Origin of the sequence: Sneathiella sp., assembly GCF_041689005.1 — a bacterium.
In the GTDB taxonomy this organism is placed as follows: domain Bacteria; phylum Pseudomonadota; class Alphaproteobacteria; order Sneathiellales; family Sneathiellaceae; genus Sneathiella.
In genome coordinates, this window is sequence record NZ_JBDNHC010000064.1 from 1 (window position 1) to 21,362 (window position 21,362).

The window sequence follows — 21,362 nt, forward strand, 5'->3', positions numbered from 1 at the left end:
AATAATGACAACCTTGTCGCTTTTTACAATATAGTCCTTGTCCTTTTCGAACAGCTTATGTGCCCGCAATGCCTGATTGATGTGGTGAACAACGGATACATTCTCTATATCATACAGATTGTCCCCCTTGAGCAATCCGGCATCATTGAGAATCTGCTCGATATTTCCAGTGCCGTCTTCCGTGAAACTAACCGTCTTGGCCTTTTCATCAACTTCGTAATCAGCCTCGGAGAGCTTTGGGATCACGGCGTCAATTGCGATATAGAGTTCGGATGAGTCTTCGGCCGGCCCCGAGATAATCAGAGGAGTTCGGGCTTCGTCGATAAGGATACTGTCAACTTCGTCGACAATGGCATAATTGAAACTGCGCTGCACCATTGCCGACTTTTCGAATTTCATATTGTCGCGCAGATAGTCAAACCCGAATTCGTTGTTCGTCCCGTAGGTGATATCAGCGGCGTAGGCCGCGCGGCGCTCGTTGTCGTCCAGTCCGTGTTCAATGCAGCCGACAGTCAGGCCGAGCCGTTCAAAAACCTGCCCCATCCACTGCGAATCCCGGCTGGCAAGATAATCATTGACCGTCACGACATGCACACCGTTGCTGTCAAGGGCATTCAAATAGGCGGGCAGGGTAGACACGAGCGTCTTGCCTTCACCGGTCTTCATCTCGGTGATTTTTCCCTGATGAAGTACTATGCCACCCAGAAGCTGGACGTCGTAATGCCGTTCTCCAAGGGCGCGGGAGGCAGCTTCCCGTACACAGGCAAACGCCTCCGGCAACAAATCATCCAATGTACTGCCGGCCGCCAACTGGGCGCGAAATTCGTCAGTTTTTGATTTCAGCTCACCGTCCGTGAGGGGTTTGATCTTGTCCTCAAACGCATTGATTTCGTCGATTTTGGTCCGAACAAGTTTAAGGGCCCGGTCGTTCGGCGATCCGAACAACTTCTTGGCAAAGGAACCGAACATATGTGACTATACTCCAGTCATGGGGTTTCGCATTGAATCATTCGCGCAGTCAAGCGCTCGGAAATATCGTTTAAAATAGTCGCAATTACACGAAATTCTATCTTTATGGATATGGTGACAGATAAGGGGCATCCAACGTTATGTCAATCAATCCAGTGTCGGGAGCTTAAAAAGCTGCGTAATCATCGATGAAAATGCAAAAATCATGGCGAGTTATTTATGAAAGGTTGTTCTGGCGCGAAATAATATTATATTCGCTGAAACTTCACGGGTGAGAAGCGCAACATTTGCACTTTTAAAGCCCGGCCAACAATTTAGGATCCCTTTGTTATGAAAATAGTACATTTTTTGGCCCTTGTGGCTGTCGCTATTCTTGCGCTGTTTATTGGTTATTTTGCAGGAACACAAACGAAGGAGTCGCCTGTCGCGGACATGGTGGCATCGGTCGTAAGCCCCGACGAACAAGGGACGGCATCTTCAGAACCGGATAGTACAGTCCTGGCAACTGTGAACGGCGAGAAGATAACTGATCATGATGTGGAAACGTTGTATAACTCGCTCCCCCAACAATATCGTCAGGCCCCTTTTACCCTTCTCAAGCCTCAGCTGGTTGATCAGTTGGTCAGCATGCAAGTGATTGAACAGGCTGCTGAAGCCGAGAAATATGGTGAACAGGCAGACTTTGAAGATCGTTTGGCGGCGGTCCGCAGTCAGTTGATTCAGGAATATTACCTGAAAAAGAAAATCGACGAATTGGTCACGGACGATATGGTGAAGGCTGAATATGATAAAATTACAGCAGATTTTAAACACGAAGAAGAGGTTCACGCCCGGCATATTCTTCTCAAGACTGAACAGGAAGCTGAGGATGTTATCAAACTTCTGAACGAGGGCGGCGATTTCACTGCGCTTGCCAAAGAGTATTCGACAGGCCCATCTGGCCCGCAAGGGGGGGATCTTGGGTATTTCACCAAAGAACGAATGGTGCCGGAATTTGCGGAGGTTGCCTTCAAAATGGATAAGGGGGATTACTCAAAAAACCCGGTCAAAACCCAGTTTGGGTATCATGTCATAAAGGTTGAGGACAAACGTCAGACGCAGCCGCCTTCACTTGAGGAAAAGCAGGCGGAAATTCAGGGGCAGCTTACGTCCGCTGCAGTTGAAAAGCTTGTAAATGATCTTAAGGCCACTGCGGAAATTGTTATTCTTGAACCAGCCAAAAACGAGAAGGCTGATGAAAAGGATATGAAAGAAGATAGCAAATCGGAAAGCACGGAAACTCCGGCCAGCAACGAGCAGCCAGCCACCGACGCTCCGAAAGCGACCGAGACGCCGGACTCCACCAAAAAAGACTGAGTTCGCAAGGAATTCTAATCGATTAAAGCCCGGGATTCTCCGGGCTTTAATTTTGTTCTTTAGGCTGAATTAGATATCAGGCATCGGAAGTTGGTAGCCAGGGGATTTGCGCTATTTCCACGCCTTCCTCCTGCAATTCCTTGCTTTCTTCGGCGGTTGCCTCGCCGTAGATGCCATGCTTTTCGACTTCGCCATAATGAATTTTGCGGGCTTCTTCGGCAAATTGCGGACCGACGTAGTCACAGTTCTCTTCTACGGATTTGCGCATTTCCCGGAGCGCCGTCATCGCCAGTGCCGCCTTATTGATTTCCTTCTTTGCCCTATTTTCGCGTTCTGACCCAAAGGAATTCTTTTTTGAAACAGACGGTGCCATCGGAGCCTTAACGATGGAGGTTGAGCCGCATACGGCGCAGGTTACTGCCCCTTCTTTTGCCTGTACGTCAAAGCTGGCTCCGGTTTTAAACCAGGCCTCGAACACATGGGCATTTTCACATTTCAAATCATATTTGATCATTTGTTACTCATTCTGCTGCGGCGGCGGTATCGGCCGGGGCTGCAAGGGAGAAGTCCCGTATATTTCGTAAATTTGGAATTTGCTGTCGGCGGCGGGAAATGTCGTCCATGTTGATTCTCGCTGTGATATATCCCGGCTCATCACCAGCTTCCGAAAGTATTTCACCCCAGGGATCTATGATCAGGGAATGGCCGTAGGTCCGCCGTTTTTCCGAATGCTGCCCACATTGCGCAGGGGCAATGACAAAAACGCCATTTTCAATCGCGCGGCTGCGGAGCAGCACATGCCAATGGGCGCGCCCTGTTGTTTCCGTGAAGGCGGCGGGCACCGTAAATACTCCGGCCCCGGCAAGTGCCAGTTTCTGGTACAGATGTGCAAAGCGGACATCATAACAGATTGAAAGCCCTATGGGCCCCCAAGTCGTTTCGACAACCGACGCCTTATCTCCGGGGGCATAGGCCCGGCTTTCCTTATGGGACTCGCCGTTGCTAAGCTCGACATCAAACATATGAATTTTATCATAGGCGGCAGCGATAGCGCCATCCGGACGGATCAGAAATGATCTGTTTGCCAGTCGATCGTCATTCGGCTTCTTTATGACAAGAGAACCAGCAAGAATCCATGTCCCCGTGTCCTCTGCCAGCTTGCGAAAGCTGGACAGGGTAACGTCATCTTCTTGAAATTGCGCCTTCTCGCGAACGGCCGCCTTGTCCGGATCCAGCATATTCGTGACTTCCGGTGTTGCAATAAAATCAGCGCCGGCCCCTGCCGCCGCGCGGATCAGCTCCGATGCAACGTTCAAATTATCCTGGACGTCCGATTTTGACGTCAACTGGATGCAGGCAGCGGTAAAAGATGTCATGTGAAGTCCTTTCCTGTCGATCAACGGGCGCCTAGAATATGGTCGAGTTTTCCGGAATTATCTAGCATATGAAGATAGTCGGAATCACCGATATGTTCGCCATCCACAAATATTTGTGGGACCGTATACGCCCCCCCCGCCCGGCGGGTCATGACGTCACGTTGTTCGCCGGATGCTGTAACATCAATTTCCTCATAGGAAACGCCCTTCTTGGCGAGAAGCTTTTTTGCCCTCGCGCAATAGGGGCAGAACATTGTTGTATAGATTTCTATTTTTTTCATGGTTTTCTTCTTAAATTTTGGCGGTTCAATCTCTTCCTACATTATATAGCGGTGTTTGACGGGCGAACAACCCGGCTGAAGGTGAGGACATTCACCTCTGTCGCGCCGGCACGTAAAAGACGGTTGCAGCAGGCCTCAACCGTTGCCCCGGTCGTGAGAACATCGTCTATCAGCAAAATCCGCGCTTTTTCGATTAACGGCAGCCGATCAGGGTTTGCCTGAAACACGCCCTGAACATTCACGTGACGGGCGCGGGCGCTCAATCCTCCCTGCGAACGGGTCGGACGTGTCCGTATGAGCATATCCGGGCTCACCGGTTTGGCAGAAAGTTTTGACAGCTGGCGGGCGAGCAGAGCAGACTGGTTGAACCGGCGCTTGATCAAGCGATGGGAATGCAAGGGAACAGGGCAGATTATGTCGCAGTCATTGACGAGGCTGACCCCGGCGCGGTACATCCAGTTTGCAAATGCCGGAACCCGGTCGGTCTTGTCGGAATGCTTGTAGCCAAGCACCATGTCCCGGCTGGCATCATCATATTGAAGAACCGCGCGGGCGCGCCCGAAGGCCGGGCGGCGGCGAATGCAATTGCCGCAGATATGGGCGGTGTCCCGGTCGAATTCGAACGGAAATCCGCATATGCTGCAAAAGGGGGCCGAAATATACGTCATTTGTGGCCAGCAGCGAAGGCAGAGATTTCCCGGCTCGTCAATAAAGTCTGCGCAATTTACGCATGCCGCCGGGAATACCGCATCAAGAAGCATTTTGCGGGCAGTAGTGAAGAGACTGCCGGTGTTGGATATGTGGGTCATTTCGCGTCAAGTATATGAGAATACTGCCGGAAAAAATATAGATAATCGAATGGTGACCCTACTTACACAATTGTTTCCTTTTTCAGGAGATGCGATAAAGCAAAAATGAAAAGCCCGAACAGCCTCACCCCGGAACATATCCTTTTTGATCGTGCATCTGTCCGTCTCCATCGCGATCGCGCTGCGCGTATTGACTGGCCGACATACAGCTTCTTGTTTGAGGAGGTCGCAAACCGGCTGGCAGAACGGTTGCTGGATATTACATCGCCATTTGAAACCGCGCTGGACCTTGGCTGTCGCGGCGGCGAATTCAGCAAGAAACTCGTCGAAATGAAACGCGTTAAGCAACTGGTCAAGGCTGATTTGAGTTACGCTATGGTGGCTGAGACCAAGTTAAATGCCGTCGTTGCCGATGAGGAGTTCCTGCCGTTCAAGGCGCGGTCATTTGATCTTGTTGGCAGCGTCCTTGGATTGCACTGGACAAATGACCTTCCCGGGGCATTGGCCCAGATTGCAAAAATCCTGAGGCCCAATGGCCTGTTTTTGGGCGCGTTGTTTGGCGTTGGAAGCCTGCAGGAACTTAAAGGGTGCCTGTCAGAAGCTGAATCGGAGATAAAAGGGGGGGTAAGCCCGCGCATTTCCCCCTTTACCGAAGTTCGCGATGCGGGCGCGCTCCTGCAGCGGGCCGGGTTTGCCCTGCCGGTTACAGACATGGACATGATAACCTTGAAATATCCGGATCCTTTTTCACTGATGCGCGAACTGCGGGGCCTGGGAGAGAGTAATGCGCTGGTCAGCCGCCAGAAAACCTTTACCGGCCGAAAAATCCTGATCCGGGCTGCAGAACTCTACACGCAACAATTTGCCGATGAGGATGGGCGCATTCCGGCGAGCTTTCAGATTATATATATGGCGGGATGGTCCCCGCATGACAGCCAGCAAAAGCCGATGGCGCGGGGAAGTGGCCGCCATAACCTCAAGGATATTCTGGGCAGCTAGGGTGTTCGCGGGCCAAAAACTGGTGGTCCGTGCCGGTCACTAATAATTTGCCAGATATGGTAGATTAAGTTGATAATATATAATAACGGCAGGTGGGGGGGTGACGAAGATTTATGCGAAGCATCGAAGAAATCCTGGTTGGCTGGGACATGACGGCTGACGAATTCAAGGCCATTAATGAATTCTGGAATGAAATACGGTTGATTCAGGGACGGCGAAGTGATGGTGTGTCGCGAAATCGCTATCTCGTCGGGGTCGCAATGGGAAACCGGCGACTCGGCAAGCGTGAGATTGATATTGAGGCGCTTGCCTCTCTTACCGGGCTTGGCCGTTCCAGTTTGCAGAAAACACTTAAGGATATGGTCGTGGATTCTTTGATCCGGCTGGAGACCGATCCAGACGATCGGCGCCGGACGTTGGTCAAACCTTCGGAAGAATATATACGTTTATCCCTTAATATGTATTTGCAAACTCGCCAGCTTATTAGGGACACTTGCAATAAACTCGAGGTCTTGCGGGCTTCAGATCCGGAAAGTGACCAAAAGTAGTTACGATAGTAGTTGTCATTGTCTCTGATTTAGTTTGTAATTTCTAACGTAGACCTAATGAATGCGGGCGGTTGGTGCCTTGCCTCCATTCATACTCAAAATTATTTTTGGGAGATTAGGTTAAAACGGGCCGGCATTTGGATGAGGAGAAAGTCCAAATGCCGGCCTTTATATGCGCACTATTTCTCTCGAAATTTATGAACTAAAGCAGGTCGCGAAGCATCGCCACGAGCGGGATATCCGCAGGCGGCATCTCATATTCTGTCAGATGAGTTGCCCGCACCCATTTTAACGTCTGACCCTCCAACGGCCGCGGAATCCCACGCCAACGCCGGCAGACATAAAGCGGCATAAGCAGGTGGAATTTCTCATATAAATGGCTGGCAAAAGTGAACGGGGCAAGGCAGGCTTCAGTTACATCAATTGATAACTCTTCCTTCAACTCGCGAATAAGCGCAATTTCCGGGGTTTCTCCGGCCTCGACTTTTCCGCCGGGAAACTCCCAGAGACCCGCCATCGTTTTGCCCGGAGGGCGCTGCGCAATTAGGACACGATTGTCGTCATCGACCAACGCCACAGCCGCGACCAGAACAGTCGGTAAGTCAGTCATCGGCTGTGCTAGCTTCTGTAATCAGCATTGATTTCAATATATCCATGCGTGAGGTCGCAACTCCAGGCGATGGCTTTTCCGTCGCCCACCGCCACATCAACGTCGATGTCAATTTCCGTGCCTTTCATATGCGGGGTTAGGTCAGCTTCCCGGTAGGAGGTTGCGCGGGCGCCATTCTCCGCGATCAAGATATCACCAATGTTCAAGCGCATCCTGTCTCGGTCCGCCCTCTCGCCGGATTTGCCGACGGCCATGATTACTCGGCCCCAGTTTGCATCCTCTCCAGCGATCGCGGTTTTCACGAGCGGAGAATTAGCGATGGCAAGGGCGATTGTTTTTGCCGCCTTGTCCGTTTCGGCGCCGGTCACCTTGACGGTGATGAACTTGCTGGCCCCTTCACCATCGCGGGCGACCTGCTTCGCGAGATCGGTCATGAGCGCGAGCAGCGCGGCTTTAAAGTCCTCCAGCGAGGGATCAGTGTATTTTTGTGGCGGCCGGTTCAGGGTGGCCCCGGTAGCGAATAGCAAAACCGTATCACTGGTGGAGACATCGGAATCCACTGTGACGCAGTTGAAGCTTTTCTCGTTCGCCTCCGTTAGCAGTTGTTGCAGGATATCGGCGGGAATGGCGGCATCCGTAAAAAGAAAGGCAAGCATTGTCGCCATATCCGGCGCGACCATGCCCGATCCCTTGGCAAATCCGGCAATAGTGACGGCTTTGCCATCCAGAATGCAACGGCCGACAGCTCCTTTGGCGAAAGTATCGGTCGTTAAAATGCTGTTGGCGGCCGCTTCCCCTCCTTTGGCCGATAACTTGACTTCGAGTTCTGGAAGCAGGCTGGTTATGGTCTCTGTGGGAATAGGATCGCCGATCACGCCTGTTGAGGCAACATAGATATGTTCGACAGGGGATTTGAAAAGCCGGGCTGCCGCTGCGGCCGTTTCTTCAACTGTCTTCTTGCCTGCGGCACCGGTAAATACATTGGCAATACCGGCATTGACTACGAGACCCCGCGCAACCCCAGTGGGAAGAATTTTCCGTCCCCAATCGACAGGCGCCCCTGGCATGGAATTTTTCGTAAACACGCCAGCGACCGTCGTCGCCTCGTCAAATTTTACCAGCAGTACGTCATCCCGACCCTTGTATCTCATGCCGGAATTCCCGGTCGCAAACTGTACGCCAGCAATTTCAGGAAAATCCGGAAAGCTCGCCGGTGCGAGGGGAGATTTTTGTGCGGTCATGGCAGAACCCTGTTAAGCAAAGACATCCAAATAAGCCAATTACGGCCTGCTGGTCAATTCAGATTTGGTATCGTGTTTATCGCGGTTTGGTGGCAGAAAGCATATAATTGACGCTTAGATCCTTGCTTAAATGCCACCGATCCTCAAATGGGTTATAAGTGGCACCAGCAATCTCATCCACCACAAGCCCTTCGCGCCGAATGCATTTTACGACTTCAGACGGTTTCAGAAATTTCTTCCATCTGTGCGTCCCCCTCGGCAGCCAGCGGAGGATGTATTCCGCCCCTACGATGGCGAATGCAAAGCTTTTCGGGGTACGGTTCAGGGTTGCAATGAACATAATCCCGCCCGGTTTGAGCAGGGCGGCGCAGGCGGCAACAAATCCGTCAACGTCGGCGACATGCTCGATGACCTCCATATTCAGGATCACGTCGAACTTTTCGCCATCCCGTGCCATGTCTTCGGCGGTCATATGGCGATAATCGATATCAAGGCCCGCCTTTTCTGCATGCACAGACGCAACCTGAATGTTCTTTTCCGCCGCATCCGCGCCGACAATTGTGGCGCCAAGCCGCGCCATCGGCTCACATAGCAATCCCCCCCCGCATCCGATATCAAGAAAACGCAAATCCTTGAATGGTTTAAGGAGAGCGGCGGTCGCCCCACCGCCAATGCCAAAATGAGCAATTACATGGTCGCGGATATATCCGACGCGAATCGGATTGAATTTATGCAGCGGCTTGAATTTGCCGCCCTCATCCCACCATTCATCGGCGATCGCCGTAAAATGGGCAATTTCCTCCGGGTCGACGGATTTTGTATCTACGTCGTAGCTCATAATTGCCTCATTCCGTGCTTCACATCAAAAACCAGATTGACATGCAATAAATTTATTGCGGCGCTTGCCCCACATGCCCTGTTAAGTATATGTATACGCTCCTTTAACACCAAAGGGTATTTGTCCCTTTTTTATGCATTTTTTTGAACTCTTGCCTGTCGGGTAAGGGGGAGAGGTTGATACGGCCATGGCGCGGCTGGTTATGAAATTTGGCGGGACGTCCGTTGGCTCGGTTGAGCGGATAAAGAGTGCTGCCCGGAAAGTAAAACGGGAAGTCGACGCCGGAAATGAGGTTGCCGTTGTCGTTTCCGCCATGTCTGGAGAGACGAACCGGCTTGTCGATTTAGTGTCGGCGGTATCGAACATCCATGATGCGCGTGAGTATGATGTAGTGGTTTCCAGTGGTGAGCAGGTGACGGTTGGCCTGTTATCATTGGCCTTACAGGAGTTGGGCATTTCGGCACGGTCCTGGCTTGGCTGGCAGGTGCCGGTGAAGACCAGCAACGTTCATAGTGCCGCCAGAATTGAAGAAATTCAGTGCGCGGAAATTATTAGCCGGTTTCGCGAAAACCAGGTTGCTGTTTGCGCCGGATTCCAGGGTATCGGGTCCGACAAGCGGATAACAACTCTGGGCCGGGGAGGGTCGGATACCTCCGCCGTCGCCTTTGCCGCAGCCCTGGAGGCTGATCGTTGTGATATCTATACGGATGTTGATGGGATATACACGGCGGACCCACGGATCGCGACAAAGGCATCGAAACTTGATAAAATAACCTATGAAGAAATGCTGGAGCTGGCATCGCTAGGGGCGAAAGTCTTGCAAACACGGTCTGTCGAGATGGCAATGAAGTATCGGGTGAAGCTTCAGGTTTTGTCGAGCTTTGAGGATTTGCCAGGAACATTGGTTGTAGATGAGGAAGATATTGTGGAACATCAGGTCGTAAGCGGTGTTACCTATACCCGTGATGAAGCCAAGATTACATTGCAACAGGTCGCTGACAAACCTGGTATTGCCGCCCTTGTTTTTGGCACGCTGGCGGATGCGCATGTCAATGTCGACATGATCGTCCAGAATGTCTCCGAAAACGGGAAGGCGACAGATTTGACCTTCACCGTTGGGCGCAAACAGGTCGATCAGGCCCTAAACGTTCTTGAAAAGTTAAAAGACAAACTCGATTGCAAAGCAATTGTTCCCGACCCGAATGTTGTCAAGGTGTCGATCGTTGGGATGGGGATGCGCAGCCATGCGGGCGTCGCCCAGACGATGTTTTCGGCCCTTGCCGAGAAAGGGATCAATATTCAGGTGATTTCAACCTCCGAAATCAAGGTCAGCGTTCTGCTTGCTGAAGAATACACAGAACTTGCGGTTCGGACCCTTCATACCGCCTTTGGATTGGACGCAACCTAAAATGGATATCAGCTTGAAGAATGGTTATGAAGAACTGGGGGTGGCCTGGCGCCGGGGATGTGAATTCCTCGGGACTGACTACGCCATTATGGGGGGCGCGATGTCGTGGGTGTCTGAAAGGCACCTTGTGGCTGCCATATCGAACGCGGGCGGATTCGGGGTTATCGCCTGCGGCGCGATGACGTCAGACCTTCTGGACGCAGAAATCACCGCAACCCGGGAACTCACGCAGAAACCGTTTGGCGTCAACCTGATTACCATGCATCCGGAACTCGACCAACTTGTGAACATATGCCTGTCTCATAAGGTAGGTCATGTTGTGCTGGCAGGGGGAGTGCCGTCGAAGGAAACGATCCGCAGAATAAAGGAAGGCGGCGCGAAGGCGATCTGCTTTGCCCCAATTCTGGCGCTTGCCAAGAAACTGGTTCGTACCGGTGCGGATGCGCTGGTGATCGAAGGAATGGAGGCCGGCGGACATGTCGGCCCTGTTTCGACCAGTGTCCTGGCGCAGGAAATCCTTCCCTATATCACGGAGGTTCCGGTTTTTGTTGCTGGGGGCATTGGTCGCGGTGAAGCGATCAGCACGTATTTGCGAATGGGGGCCTCTGGCTGTCAGGTCGGGACGAGATTCGTTTGTGCGTTTGAAAGCATTGCCCACCCTGATTTCAAGAAATCTTTTATCCGGGCCAATGCCCGTGATGCAGTGACTACCGTTCAGGTGGATCCGCAATTTCCGGTAATACCGGTGCGAGCGCTCAATAATGAGGGCGGCAAGAAATTTATTGAAACACAGCATAACGTTATTGCCAGATACCGGGCCGGTGAAATGGATCTGGCAACAGCACAATTGGAAATTGAGCATTTCTGGGCAGGCGCTCTCCGGCGCGCTGTTATCGATGGTGATGTTGAATTTGGGTCCGTTATGGCGGGGCAAAGCGTCGGCATGGTTAAAAGCGAGCAGTCGACCGCCGACATCATACAGGAACTTGTGGCGCAGGCGGCTTCCGCCTTTTCTGATCATGAGGTAATTAGGAGCAATCCTTGACATGAGCGGCATTGCGGTCAGCGCGCCGAGGTTACTTCTTCGAAAACTGCACCATGTTATGGCTCAGCGCGGAGACGCGGAGCAACGCCTACACGAGATTGTCCGCCTGATTGCGGGCAATATGATTGCAGAGGTCTGCTCGTGCTACCTGATGCGGGCCGGTGACGTCCTGGAACTCTATGCGACAGAGGGCCTGAAGAAAGATTCCGTCCATAAAACGAGGTTGCGGCTCGGCGAGGGTCTGGTAGGTGATATCGCGGCCCATGCCCGGCCACTGAATTTGTCGGAAGCTCAGTCCCATCCACAATTTGCATATCGACCGGAGACCGGCGAAGAGGAATATCACTCCCTGCTCGGGACGCCGATATTGCGAGGCGGCCGCGTGATCGGTGTTCTTGTGGTCCAGAACCGCACCCGGCGGGTCTATACGGAAGAAGAGGTCGAAGCCCTTCAAACCGTCGCTATGGTTGTTGCGGAACTCGTCAGTTCCGAGCAGATGGTCGCGGCTACTGAATTTTCTCATACCGCCGGCAATGTGACACTACCGCATCATGTAACCGGGCGCGTGCTGGCGGAGGGATTATCCGCCGGTTACGCTTTGATGCATGAGCCCCGGATCGAAGTCCTGCGGACGTTATCTGAAGACAGCGTCCTTGAGCTTCAACGGCTTGGCTCAGCGGTCAGTTCGCTGCAAAGCTCCGTTGACGCGCTGCTGTCGGCAACCAAGACCCTTTTTTCGGACGAATCGAAAGAAATTTTTGAAGCCTATAAAATGTTTGCCCATGACAAGGGCTGGCTCAAGAAACTTCACGACGCAGTTCACACCGGTTTAACCGCAGAGGCGGCAATTAAACGTGTTCAGGATGATACCCGCGCCCGGATGAAGGAAATCACGGATCCCTATTTGCGGGATCGGCTCTCGGAACTGGATGATCTTGCCAACCGATTGTACCTTCATCTGGATGGTCATACGCAGATTGATCGCCGCAATCTGGATAAGGATACGGTTGTCGTCGCCCGAAATATGGGCGCAGCCGAGCTGCTCGACTATGACCGCAAGCATCTGAAGGCGGTCATTCTGGCGGAGGGAACGCGTTCCAGCCATGTCGCGATTGTGGCGCGGGCGCTCGGGGTTCCGGTTATTGGTCAATGCAAGGATATCGCCGACACCGTTGAGCAGGGCGATTTTATTCTTGTTGATGGTGAGCACGGTCAGGTCTTTCTTCGCCCCGGGGAGGATATACAAGAGGCTTTTTCCCGCAGCCTGCGCCAACGCGCCGAGCGACAAGCGAAATATGTGGCGCTTCGGGAAAAGCCCAATCAGTCGAAAGACGGTGTGCCGCTGTCTTTGAATATAAATGCGGGGCTGTTGCTGGATGTCGATCATTTTCATTCGCTGGGGGCGGACGGCATTGGTTTGTTCCGGACTGAACTTCAGTTCATGGTTCGGTCGCGGATGCCGAAGGTCGAGGAACAAACGGAACTCTATTCCCAGGTGCTGGACAGTCTGGGCGGCAAAACCGTGGTGTTTCGAACATTGGACATCGGCGGCGATAAGATTCTCCCCTACCTGAAAACGAAATCGGAGGAAAATCCTGCACTCGGCTGGCGCGCCATCCGTATCGGGCTCGATCGGCCGGCACTGCTGAGAAGCCAACTTAGGGCGATGGTCCGCGCGGCGGCGGGGAGGGAACTGTCGCTCATGTTTCCGATGGTGGCCGAGGTCTCCGAATTCATGGAAGCGAAAGCCATTCTCAATAAGGAGGTGGAGCGGGCGAAAAAAAGAAATGGCGGCGCGCCGACAAAGATCAATGTTGGCACCATGATTGAAGTGCCATCAATTATCGTGCAATTGCCGCAATTGTTACGGGAAGTGGATTTTATCTCTGTCGGATCGAATGACTTGATGCAGTTCTTCTTTGCCGTTGACCGGGGCAACCCCAAGGTCAGTGACCGGTATGATACTTTGAGCCCGAGTCTGCTCACCCTGTTGCGCTATATTGCTGAACAATGTGAACGCAAAAACACCCCGTTTTCCATCTGCGGTGATATTGCCGGTCGTCCACTGGAAGCGATGGCTTTACTCGGATTAGGATATCGGAATTTTTCGATGTCGGCTGAAACAATGGGGCCTGTCAAGGAAATGGCCTTGAGCGTAGACATCGGAAAGCTTGAAAAATTTGTCCGCAGTCTCTGTACGGCTCGGGACCATTCCGTGCGCGATCAATTGCGCGCATTTGCCCGCGATCATTCAATAATAATATAAAAAGTTGAATGTTAATTATTTTTACCGATAATGGCGAAAAGAAGCCATATTTTATGGTTAAAGTTGACTGACTGAGTAATTTTGTTGGTCAGGAAATTGATTTTGGCGATTAATGATTATGAGAGATAAGAAACACCCGGAGACACGAAAGCAGCCGACTCTGTTCAGTAAACAGTCGGAAAGCGCGAACAGGTTGTCTTTTCAAAACCCTGAAAGCTTTGATGAGCCGGCGGAAGAAGACGTTGTAACCGTTGGGATGCGGCTTCGCGAGGCGCGGGAAGCCAGCGGATTGTCTTTGCATCAGGTTGGGGAAATTCTGCGTTTGCGGGCTATGCAAGTTCAAGCATTGGAGGAAGGCGACTACAGCCGTCTTCCGGGCCAGACCTTCGTAACCGGATTTTTGCGATCCTACGCGAACTTGCTCGACCTTGATGCCGTGGCGATTGTGCAGTTGTATAAGCAGGAAGGCGCAGGGGGCTTGCGCGCACCCTCCCTTACGTTCCCCGAACCGACGACAGGGGGGCGAATGCCGGGTGGTGGTTTGTTGCTCGGGTCCCTCGTGCTTGCGCTTGTTTTGCTGGCAGGATGGTTCCTGTATCAGGAAAGTGAAAATCTTGATTTTGAACGGGTCGCGGAATTGCCCGAGAATCTGGCGAAGAAAATTCAGGAAAGAACCGCGCCGGAACCTGTTACCTCAACTGCGACCGTGGCAGAGAGTACCCAGCTGCCGGAAACTACGACTTCAGCCGAGTCTAGTGCTCCGGCTTCGCCGTCTGGCGGAATAGATAATGCCGCCGGTGCCGCGACAGCTCCGCAGAATGTCGCCGGGGTTTCCACGCAAGGCACCGAACAAATGGAAACGGTAGTTGTGCCTGAACCCGTTGTTATTCCCCCGGCACAGGAGATTGAAACGCCAATTGCGGCCGAGGCCTCACAGAAGAATCCAGATATTCCTGCGAGCCAGGCCGGGACCGAAGCCGCCCCGACCGACGTTACAACTGAAACAGCGGTTGCTGAGACTACTGCTGCTGATTCTGCGACTATATCAGCTTCAGCACCGGCGCCGACCAGTTATCCGCAGGCAACGCTCGAAGGAAACTCTTCTTCCAATACACAGACAGCCGGGAATGAAGATCCGGACAACCCGCTGCCGAGAACCTTCGGTGTCGAGAATACAAGTGCCCGCGTGGTATTGCGCGCCCGCGAGGAGAGCTGGATTGAGGTCACGGGAACAGAAGAAAAGCCCATTATTTCCCGCGTTCTGAAACCCGGCGATGTGTATATGGCGCCAAATGAGCCTGACTTGATGCTGACTACCGGTAATGCCGGCGGCCTTGAAATCCGTGTGGACGGACGGGAAATAGCTGCATTGGGCGGATTAGGGGCTATTTTGAGAGATGTGCCGCTTGTTGCCGACAGCCTGCTTGCAGGCAGCAGTGTTCATTAGTGAGAAAGCGGTGCCCTCGTTGATTTAACAAGAGTATCGCTTGTAATTTCTGTCTTTAGCAGCCATTTTATGCGAAGGATACGGCGGCGGCATTTTTTACGCTGGAAAATTTAAAGTTGCATTCTCATGAGCATTAGACCTTACCGCGAAATAATTAGGAGAAAGTCTCGCCAGATTATGGTGGGCGACGTTCCTGTCGGAGGCGATGCGCCGATAACGGTGCAGTCGATGACCAATACCTTGACGTCCGATGCCAAGGCGACAATTGAGCAGGTTCAGGCCCTTGAAGAGGCCGGGGCCGATATTGTCCGCGTCTCCTGCCCGGATGAGGCCAGTACGCGCGCTCTGAAGGAAATTGTCCGCGAAACGCGCGTGCCCATCATTGCTGATATTCATTTTCACTATAAACGGGGAATTGAGGCGGCGGAGGCGGGGGCAGCCTGTCTGCGCATCAATCCCGGGAATATAGGATCAGCGGACCGGGTTCGCGATGTGGTCAAGGCCGCGGTCGATCATAACTGCTCGATGCGCATTGGCGTCAACGCTGGCAGTCTGGAGCGGGAGCTGCTTGAGAAATACGGCGAGCCCTGTCCTGAAGCCATGGTGGAATCGGCACTCAATCATGCCCGGATACTGGAAGACAATGATTTTTTCAACTTCAAGATAAGCGTAAAGGCCTCTGACGTGTTCCTGTCGGTCGCCGCCTATCAGGGCCTTGCGGAGGCCTGCGACTATCCTCTCCACCTTGGGATAACCGAAGCGGGCTCTCTCTCGGCCGGAACGGTTAAATCCTCGGTCGGACTTGGCATGCTGCTCTGGTCGGGAATTGGCGATACTATACGCGTTTCCCTATCGGCGGACCCTGTTGAGGAAGTAAAGGCCGGATACCAGATTCTGAAAAGCCTCGGTCTTCGCCGTCGCGGTGTTACAATTATTTCCTGTCCGTCCTGCGCTCGCCAAGCATTTCCGGTAATTAAGACGGTCGAATTGCTGGAAGAAAAGCTCGCGCATATCCAGACACCGCTTACCCTGTCGATAATCGGCTGCGTGGTAAACGGACCGGGTGAGGCCCGTGAAACGGATATTGGGCTGACGGGTGGCGGCAAGGATAACCATATGGTCTATTTGAGTGGCCTAACGGATCATAAAATCGCAACCGGCAGTATGGTCGATCACATAGTCGATCTGGTCGAAGCGAAAGCCGCCGAGATTGAGGCGGCAGTCGAGGAAGATCCCGTCGCCCTGCATAATTCGGCCAAGCGGATTGCCTGAACTTCCTTCATTGAACAAGTAACCTTACAAAAAAACGGAGAGAATACGTGTCATCACCCCAGCCGGTCCGCGGTACCCATGACCTGTTGCCGGAGGATTTCGCCCGTCATGCTTATGTTCAAAAAGTAGCGCGGGATACAGCGGCCTGTTTTGGCTATGCGGAGATGGCAACACCGATTTTTGAATTCACCGAAATATTTGCGCGGACCATGGGGGAAACCTCTGATGTAGTCTCGAAGGAGATGTATTCCTTCGAAAGCAGGGGCGGTGAGAGCATGACGTTGCGCCCGGAATATACAGCTGGAATTTGCCGTGCCTTTATCAGCAACGGACTTCAGCAGAATGTCCCTTTCAAGGTTTTTGCGGCGGGGCCGATGTTTCGCTATGAACGGCCGCAAAAAGGCAGGCAGCGGCAGTTCCACCAGATTGACGTGGAATGTATCGGTGCGCCGGAGGCCAAGGCGGACATTGAGGTGATCGCCGTCGGGGCATCGATTTTGAAAAAACTCGATGTGATGAAGAACTGCAAGCTGGAGATTAATACCCTCGGGGATACGGAAAGCCGTCAATCCTACCGGCAGGCGCTTGTGGATTATTTCAGTGACCATAAAGCGACCTTATCGGAGGATAGCCTCGGCCGGTTGGACAGAAACCCACTCCGGATATTGGACAGCAAGGACAAGGGGGATCGGGCCCTTGTGGAAAAGGCCCCAATTTTCACAGATTATCTCAATGCATTTTCGAGTGATTTTTTCGCCGAGGTGCTGGAAGGTCTTTCGTTGCTCGGGATCGAGTATCACCTGAACCGTCGTTTGGTGCGGGGCCTTGATTATTACACCCATACAGCGTTCGAGTTCGTGACTGACGCGCTGGGCGCACAAGGGGCGGTCATTGCCGGTGGGCGGTATGATGGGTTGATCGAAACACTTGGCGGTAAACCGACGCCGGGGATCGGTTGGGCCGGCGGCATAGAGCGGCTTGCCATGCTGGTTGATACTCCCGTGCAACCGGAGCGCCCGGTGGCGGTTATCCCGGTTGGCGATGCAGCGGAAAAGGTCGCGGCTAAGCTTGCCTATGATCTTCGCCAGCAGGGCATTGCCATTGAAATGGCGTTCAAGGGAAATGTTGGCAAGCGGATGAAGCGGGCGAATAAGCTGAATGCCCGTGCGGCGGTTCTGATTGGCGAGGATGAACTCGCGGGCGAGGTTTGTATGCTCCGCGATCTCGACAAGGGGGAGCAACGGGAAGTCGCCCTTGGACAGCTTGGGGCGGCTTTGGCTGAGCTAGTTTAAGGATCCGCAGATGTTGCCCGAAGAAAAATTAAAAATGATCCAGTCCCGCTATGAGGAACTCGAAGCGGCGATGTCCGGCGAAATGGGCGAGGTGGCGCCGGAAAATTTCGTCAAGATGAGTCGCGAATATTCCGAGATTAAACCGATTGTTGAGGCAATCCGAAAGTTCAATTCGACGCGGGACGAATTGGCGGGACTTGAGGAAATGCTGGCAAGCGAGGAAACAGACCGGGAAATGAAGGAGATGGCGGAGATCGAAATGGATGATCTCAAGGCCCAGCTTCCCGATCTTGAGCAAACGATAAAAATTCAACTTCTGCCCAAGGACGATGCAGACGAGAAAAACGCTATCCTAGAAATTCGGGCGGGAACCGGTGGGGAAGAAGCAGCCCTTTTTGCCGGAGACCTCTTGAGAATGTATCAACGGTATGCCGAAACTGTGGGTTGGAAATGCGAGACCATGTCGCTATCCGAGTCTGACCTCGGTGGTATCAAGGAAATAATCGTCATGGTCACGGGCCGCAACGTGTTTGCCAACCTGAAGTTTGAATCCGGCGTGCACCGGGTGCAGCGGGTCCCGGAAACGGAAACGGGCGGCCGCATCCATACCTCGGCGGCGACAGTGGCGGTCCTTCCCGAAGCGGAAGAGGTGGATGTGCAAATCGCCGACAGCGATGTCCGGGTTGATATTTTCCGGGCATCGGGTCCCGGCGGGCAATCTGTTAATACAACCGATTCCGCCGTGCGCCTCACCCATATCCCAACGGGAATTGTCGTCCAGCAGCAGGATGAGAAGTCCCAGCATAAAAACAAGGCCAAGGCGATGTCTGTCCTCAGAGCGCGTATTTATGAAGCCGAGCGGGCGGCGAAAGCCGCTGAACGATCGGCAACGCGAAAAGGCCAGGTTGGCTCCGGTGATCGCTCCGAGCGCATTCGAACCTACAATTTTCCGCAAGGCCGGGTGACCGATCACCGGATTAACCTCACACTGTACAAACTCGATAAAGTGCTGGCAGGCGAGGCGTTGAATGAGATTATTGAAGCCTTGATCTCGGAAGACCAAGCAGCCCTTCTTTCCGAGATCGAAGGCGAAACATAAGCGCCATGGAACTGGAGATCCAGCAGGCTGTGAGAGCTGCGGCGGGCAGGCTGGAAGCTACGGGCGTCGAAAATCCACGGCGGGATGCTACTGTTTTGCTGGCATTCGTCCTCGGCGAAGATACAGGCATTTTTCACCGCAGCCCTGAACGATACCTATCGACACGGGAGCAAGCCGACTTCAACAGGGTGATTGAACGTCGCGCGACGCGGGAGCCAGTCTCGCATATCACCGGTCAGCGCGAATTCTGGAGCCTAGATTTTGCTATTGGGCCGGCCGTGCTTGATCCGCGACCGGACAGTGAAACGCTGATAGAAGTGGCGCTCGATAAAATTAGTAAAGGGCACAAGGTCCGTAATATTCTGGATTTGGGCACGGGAAGCGGATGTCTTTTATTGTCTTTGCTGTCGGAGATACCGGACGCGACCGGTGTGGGCGTTGATATAAGCGACCGGGCCCTATTGGTCGCCCGTAAAAATGCGGAGCACCTGGGCTTGCAGGCACGGTCAAAGTTTCAGTTGGGCAATTGGTGTGCCGGTATTCATGAACAATTCGATCTTGTTCTCTGCAATCCCCCCTATATCCCGGCGGCAGACGTGAGCGACTTACAGCCGGAAGTCCGGGATTTTGAGCCTCATTTGGCACTTATCGGCGGCGCAGATGGACTGGATTGCTACCGCAATATTATTTTTCAATTGCCCTCTGTATTGCGTTCACGCGGTCTGGTCCTGTTCGAGGTTGGCTCGGGTCAGGCAGCCGCGGTCGGCGGTTTGCTTGAAGAGTCGGGTTTTATAAATGTCGAATTTCATATAGATTTGGCGTCAATTGATCGCTGTGTATCAGCATATCGTGGAAAATAGACGAGTTTGCTAAAAAAAAGGTTGGATTATTGATGCGACGGAGGTAGGCTTCCTCTGGATCATACGTGAAGAATGAGACCAACGCTTAAGGTCAATGATCATAATTTAATTCAAAATCAGGCTTCAGCTTTTTGGATGGTGACCATCTTGAAAGCGTTGACGGGGCATTTGCAAACGCCTGATGTGAATGACGATCACAATAATATAATTAAACTCTATAATTAACGGAATCATTGCGATAATGAGAGTAAGTAGTAACAGGCGCCCTCGTGGCGGGCGGACGAATTCTGGCAATAATCGTGCTGGAGTAAACGCCCCTCGACCCGGCAGCAATAATAACCGTCGGTCTAATAACGGCAATCGGAATTACGATAGCAATGGTCCGGATGGGAAAATTCGGGGAACGGCGACGCAGGTTTACGATAAATATATTGCATTGGCGACGGACGCGTATACGTCGGGAGACCGCGTCGCTGCCGAAAATTACTTCCAGCATGCTGAACATTATTTCCGGATTGTTGCCGCGAATAATCTGGCAAAGCAGGAAAAGCAATTAACGGAGCAGCAGAGCAACGACTCGAATGAGGACGAAAGTAATTCTGAGGAAACTCCCGCAGTGGACCGGCCGGTTGCGGAAGCGGAACCTGTGAAGCCTGTAAAGCGGGTTCCTAAGAATAAAGCTGTAAAGGAAACGGCGGCTGATTTGAGTTCGACGGAACAACCGGTTGTGGATTTTCCTGCTGATACTGATACAGCGTCGCAAGGCGACAACCCGGCAGCACATGATCCGCAAGATGAGAACGACAAACCAAAGCGCAAGGTCAGCCGGACGAGAACATTGAGACGAAGAACATCCAGCCGCGCAGCAAGTGAAGAGGACACCGAAGAGGTTAGCTCCACCGAGTAAGGCGAAACCGATACGATTGATAATAAAGGGAGCATTTATGCTCCCTTTTTCTTGCTTGAAAAAAAGCCTAAAAAGGCCACATAAAGTATGTGAAATGAAACCGTGGGCGGGATTGAATTATAGTCGCCGTTAAGGGGCTGTAAAATCCGCGCAAAGAAACTGCGGTCTATGTGTCGAGGATGAGCATGGATATCGAAAAATACACAGATCGGTCTAAAGGATTTATTCAGGCCGCCCAGTCGCTTGCGTTGCGCGAAAACCACCAGAGATTGACGCCGGAGCATTTGCTTAAAGTGCTTCTGGACGACAAGGAGGGGCTGGCAAGCGGCCTGATTGCCAAAGCAGGCGGGGACGCCAAGCTCGCCCGACAGGGTGTCGAGGCGGCGGTCAATAAAATTCCCAAGGTAACCGGAAGCGGGGCGGGGCAACTGTCCCTGACGCCCGAGCTTGCGCGGCTGTTTGCCTCTGTCGAGGCATTGGCCGACAAGGCAGGGGACAGCTACGTTACAGCGGAACGGCTGCTTCTTGCGCTCGCGCTTGAAAAAGGGACAGAATCCGCCTCTATCCTAAAAGCCGCAAATGTAACCGCGAATGGTTTAAATACAGCAATCAACGATCTCCGCAAAGGCCGGACGGCGGATAGCAGTGGCGCGGAGGCGGGTTATGATGCGCTTAATAAATATGCACGTGATCTGACGGAAGCGGCTCGCGAGGGCAAGCTGGACCCGGTCATTGGCCG

21 protein-coding genes are annotated in these 21,362 nt (G+C 52.8%); 13 read left to right on the forward strand and 8 right to left on the reverse strand.

Going from position 1 to position 21,362, the window contains the following annotated elements; all coding sequences use genetic code 11:
- Positions 1-969, reverse strand: a 969-nt coding sequence (locus tag ACESNI_RS07130; protein ID WP_373085853.1) for a DEAD/DEAH box helicase, incomplete at its 3' end; no start/stop codon positions are given.
- Positions 970-1,299: 330 nt separating this feature from the next.
- On the opposite strand from ACESNI_RS07130, the gene ACESNI_RS07135 reads away from it, so the two are divergent.
- On the forward strand, positions 1,300-2,325 hold the full coding sequence (locus ACESNI_RS07135) for a peptidylprolyl isomerase (protein ID WP_373085854.1): 1,026 nt from the start codon (positions 1,300-1,302) through the stop codon (positions 2,323-2,325).
- A gap of 76 nt (positions 2,326-2,401) precedes the next feature.
- On the opposite strand, the gene ACESNI_RS07140 is transcribed toward ACESNI_RS07135, so the two are convergent.
- The 4 genes from ACESNI_RS07140 to ACESNI_RS07155 are packed head-to-tail and all read right to left on the reverse strand — an operon-like array spanning position 2,402 to position 4,791.
- A complete protein-coding gene (locus ACESNI_RS07140; RefSeq protein WP_373085855.1) occupies positions 2,402-2,839 on the reverse strand; it encodes a DUF1178 family protein in 438 nt (145 codons plus the stop codon).
- A 7-nt stretch (positions 2,840-2,846) separates the two neighbouring features.
- Positions 2,847-3,701 carry a carbon-nitrogen hydrolase family protein gene (locus ACESNI_RS07145; RefSeq protein WP_373085856.1) on the reverse strand — a complete coding sequence of 285 codons (855 nt, stop codon included), beginning with the start codon at positions 3,699-3,701 and terminating at the stop codon, positions 2,847-2,849.
- Between the two features lie 20 nt (positions 3,702-3,721).
- Complete coding sequence (gene grxC, locus ACESNI_RS07150) at positions 3,722-3,982, reverse strand: glutaredoxin 3 (protein ID WP_373085857.1); 261 nt, start codon at positions 3,980-3,982, stop codon at positions 3,722-3,724.
- Between the two features lie 41 nt (positions 3,983-4,023).
- A complete protein-coding gene (locus ACESNI_RS07155) occupies positions 4,024-4,791 on the reverse strand; it encodes a ComF family protein (protein WP_373085858.1) in 768 nt (255 codons plus the stop codon).
- Positions 4,792-4,896: 105 nt separating this feature from the next.
- On the opposite strand from ACESNI_RS07155, the gene ACESNI_RS07160 reads away from it, so the two are divergent.
- Together ACESNI_RS07160 and ACESNI_RS07165 are read left to right on the forward strand one after the other, a co-directional pair.
- Positions 4,897-5,790 carry a methyltransferase domain-containing protein gene (locus tag ACESNI_RS07160; protein ID WP_373085859.1) on the forward strand — a complete coding sequence of 298 codons (894 nt, stop codon included), beginning with the start codon at positions 4,897-4,899 and terminating at the stop codon, positions 5,788-5,790.
- Between the two features lie 113 nt (positions 5,791-5,903).
- A complete protein-coding gene (locus ACESNI_RS07165) occupies positions 5,904-6,338 on the forward strand; it encodes a hypothetical protein (RefSeq protein ID WP_373085860.1) in 435 nt (144 codons plus the stop codon).
- Positions 6,339-6,540: 202 nt separating this feature from the next.
- Here ACESNI_RS07165 and mutT read toward each other — a convergent pair whose 3' ends face one another.
- From mutT to ubiG, 3 genes are all read right to left on the reverse strand, one after another.
- A complete protein-coding gene (mutT, locus tag ACESNI_RS07170; protein WP_373085861.1) occupies positions 6,541-6,948 on the reverse strand; it encodes an 8-oxo-dGTP diphosphatase MutT in 408 nt (135 codons plus the stop codon).
- 8 nt (positions 6,949-6,956) lie between these two features.
- Entirely contained in the window at positions 6,957-8,189 is a 1,233-nt protein-coding gene (gene argJ, locus ACESNI_RS07175; RefSeq protein ID WP_373085862.1) for a bifunctional glutamate N-acetyltransferase/amino-acid acetyltransferase ArgJ, read from the reverse strand.
- A gap of 76 nt (positions 8,190-8,265) precedes the next feature.
- Entirely contained in the window at positions 8,266-9,027 is a 762-nt protein-coding gene (gene ubiG / locus ACESNI_RS07180; RefSeq protein ID WP_373085863.1) for a bifunctional 2-polyprenyl-6-hydroxyphenol methylase/3-demethylubiquinol 3-O-methyltransferase UbiG, read from the reverse strand.
- Positions 9,028-9,214: 187 nt separating this feature from the next.
- On the opposite strand from ubiG, the gene ACESNI_RS07185 reads away from it, so the two are divergent.
- The 10 genes from ACESNI_RS07185 to ACESNI_RS07230 all read left to right on the forward strand — a co-directional run.
- Positions 9,215-10,435, forward strand: coding sequence for an aspartate kinase (locus ACESNI_RS07185; protein ID WP_373085864.1), 1,221 nt, complete (start codon positions 9,215-9,217; stop codon positions 10,433-10,435).
- A 1-nt stretch (position 10,436) separates the two neighbouring features.
- Complete coding sequence (locus tag ACESNI_RS07190) at positions 10,437-11,480, forward strand: NAD(P)H-dependent flavin oxidoreductase (RefSeq protein WP_373085865.1); 1,044 nt, start codon at positions 10,437-10,439, stop codon at positions 11,478-11,480.
- A 1-nt stretch (position 11,481) separates the two neighbouring features.
- A complete protein-coding gene (ptsP, locus tag ACESNI_RS07195) occupies positions 11,482-13,746 on the forward strand; it encodes a phosphoenolpyruvate--protein phosphotransferase (RefSeq protein ID WP_373085866.1) in 2,265 nt (754 codons plus the stop codon).
- 118 nt (positions 13,747-13,864) lie between these two features.
- Positions 13,865-15,193 carry a helix-turn-helix domain-containing protein gene (locus ACESNI_RS07200; RefSeq protein WP_373085867.1) on the forward strand — a complete coding sequence of 443 codons (1,329 nt, stop codon included), beginning with the start codon at positions 13,865-13,867 and terminating at the stop codon, positions 15,191-15,193.
- Between the two features lie 126 nt (positions 15,194-15,319).
- A complete protein-coding gene (gene ispG / locus ACESNI_RS07205; protein WP_373085868.1) occupies positions 15,320-16,465 on the forward strand; it encodes a flavodoxin-dependent (E)-4-hydroxy-3-methylbut-2-enyl-diphosphate synthase in 1,146 nt (381 codons plus the stop codon).
- Between the two features lie 47 nt (positions 16,466-16,512).
- Positions 16,513-17,757, forward strand: a complete 1,245-nt coding sequence (gene hisS, locus ACESNI_RS07210) for a histidine--tRNA ligase (RefSeq protein ID WP_373085869.1) — start codon at positions 16,513-16,515, stop codon at positions 17,755-17,757.
- Between the two features lie 10 nt (positions 17,758-17,767).
- Positions 17,768-18,856 (forward strand): peptide chain release factor 1, encoded by a 1,089-nt coding sequence (gene prfA / locus ACESNI_RS07215; RefSeq protein ID WP_373085870.1) that lies wholly within the window; start codon positions 17,768-17,770, stop codon positions 18,854-18,856.
- Positions 18,857-18,861: 5 nt separating this feature from the next.
- On the forward strand, positions 18,862-19,716 hold the full coding sequence (gene prmC, locus ACESNI_RS07220) for a peptide chain release factor N(5)-glutamine methyltransferase (RefSeq protein WP_373085871.1): 855 nt from the start codon (positions 18,862-18,864) through the stop codon (positions 19,714-19,716).
- Positions 19,717-19,957: 241 nt separating this feature from the next.
- Complete coding sequence (locus tag ACESNI_RS07225) at positions 19,958-20,623, forward strand: DUF4167 domain-containing protein (protein WP_373085872.1); 666 nt, start codon at positions 19,958-19,960, stop codon at positions 20,621-20,623.
- A 185-nt stretch (positions 20,624-20,808) separates the two neighbouring features.
- On the forward strand, positions 20,809-21,362 hold a 554-nt coding region (locus ACESNI_RS07230; protein WP_373085873.1), incomplete at its 3' end, for a Clp protease N-terminal domain-containing protein.

Coding starts and splice junctions, on each gene's coding strand:
- ACESNI_RS07135 (WP_373085854.1), top strand. CDS start 1,300: ATGAAAATAGTACATTTTTTGGCCCTTGTGGCTGTCGCTATTCTTGCG.
- ACESNI_RS07140 (WP_373085855.1), bottom strand. CDS start 2,839: ATGATCAAATATGATTTGAAATGTGAAAATGCCCATGTGTTCGAGGCC.
- ACESNI_RS07145 (WP_373085856.1), bottom strand. CDS start 3,701: ATGACATCTTTTACCGCTGCCTGCATCCAGTTGACGTCAAAATCGGAC.
- grxC (WP_373085857.1), bottom strand. CDS start 3,982: ATGAAAAAAATAGAAATCTATACAACAATGTTCTGCCCCTATTGCGCG.
- ACESNI_RS07155 (WP_373085858.1), bottom strand. CDS start 4,791: ATGACCCACATATCCAACACCGGCAGTCTCTTCACTACTGCCCGCAAA.
- ACESNI_RS07160 (WP_373085859.1), top strand. CDS start 4,897: ATGAAAAGCCCGAACAGCCTCACCCCGGAACATATCCTTTTTGATCGT.
- ACESNI_RS07165 (WP_373085860.1), top strand. CDS start 5,904: ATGCGAAGCATCGAAGAAATCCTGGTTGGCTGGGACATGACGGCTGAC.
- mutT (WP_373085861.1), bottom strand. CDS start 6,948: ATGACTGACTTACCGACTGTTCTGGTCGCGGCTGTGGCGTTGGTCGAT.
- argJ (WP_373085862.1), bottom strand. CDS start 8,189: ATGACCGCACAAAAATCTCCCCTCGCACCGGCGAGCTTTCCGGATTTT.
- ubiG (WP_373085863.1), bottom strand. CDS start 9,027: ATGAGCTACGACGTAGATACAAAATCCGTCGACCCGGAGGAAATTGCC.
- ACESNI_RS07185 (WP_373085864.1), top strand. CDS start 9,215: ATGGCGCGGCTGGTTATGAAATTTGGCGGGACGTCCGTTGGCTCGGTT.
- ACESNI_RS07190 (WP_373085865.1), top strand. CDS start 10,437: ATGGATATCAGCTTGAAGAATGGTTATGAAGAACTGGGGGTGGCCTGG.
- ptsP (WP_373085866.1), top strand. CDS start 11,482: ATGAGCGGCATTGCGGTCAGCGCGCCGAGGTTACTTCTTCGAAAACTG.
- ACESNI_RS07200 (WP_373085867.1), top strand. CDS start 13,865: ATGAGAGATAAGAAACACCCGGAGACACGAAAGCAGCCGACTCTGTTC.
- ispG (WP_373085868.1), top strand. CDS start 15,320: ATGAGCATTAGACCTTACCGCGAAATAATTAGGAGAAAGTCTCGCCAG.
- prfA (WP_373085870.1), top strand. CDS start 17,768: ATGTTGCCCGAAGAAAAATTAAAAATGATCCAGTCCCGCTATGAGGAA.
- prmC (WP_373085871.1), top strand. CDS start 18,862: ATGGAACTGGAGATCCAGCAGGCTGTGAGAGCTGCGGCGGGCAGGCTG.
- ACESNI_RS07225 (WP_373085872.1), top strand. CDS start 19,958: ATGAGAGTAAGTAGTAACAGGCGCCCTCGTGGCGGGCGGACGAATTCT.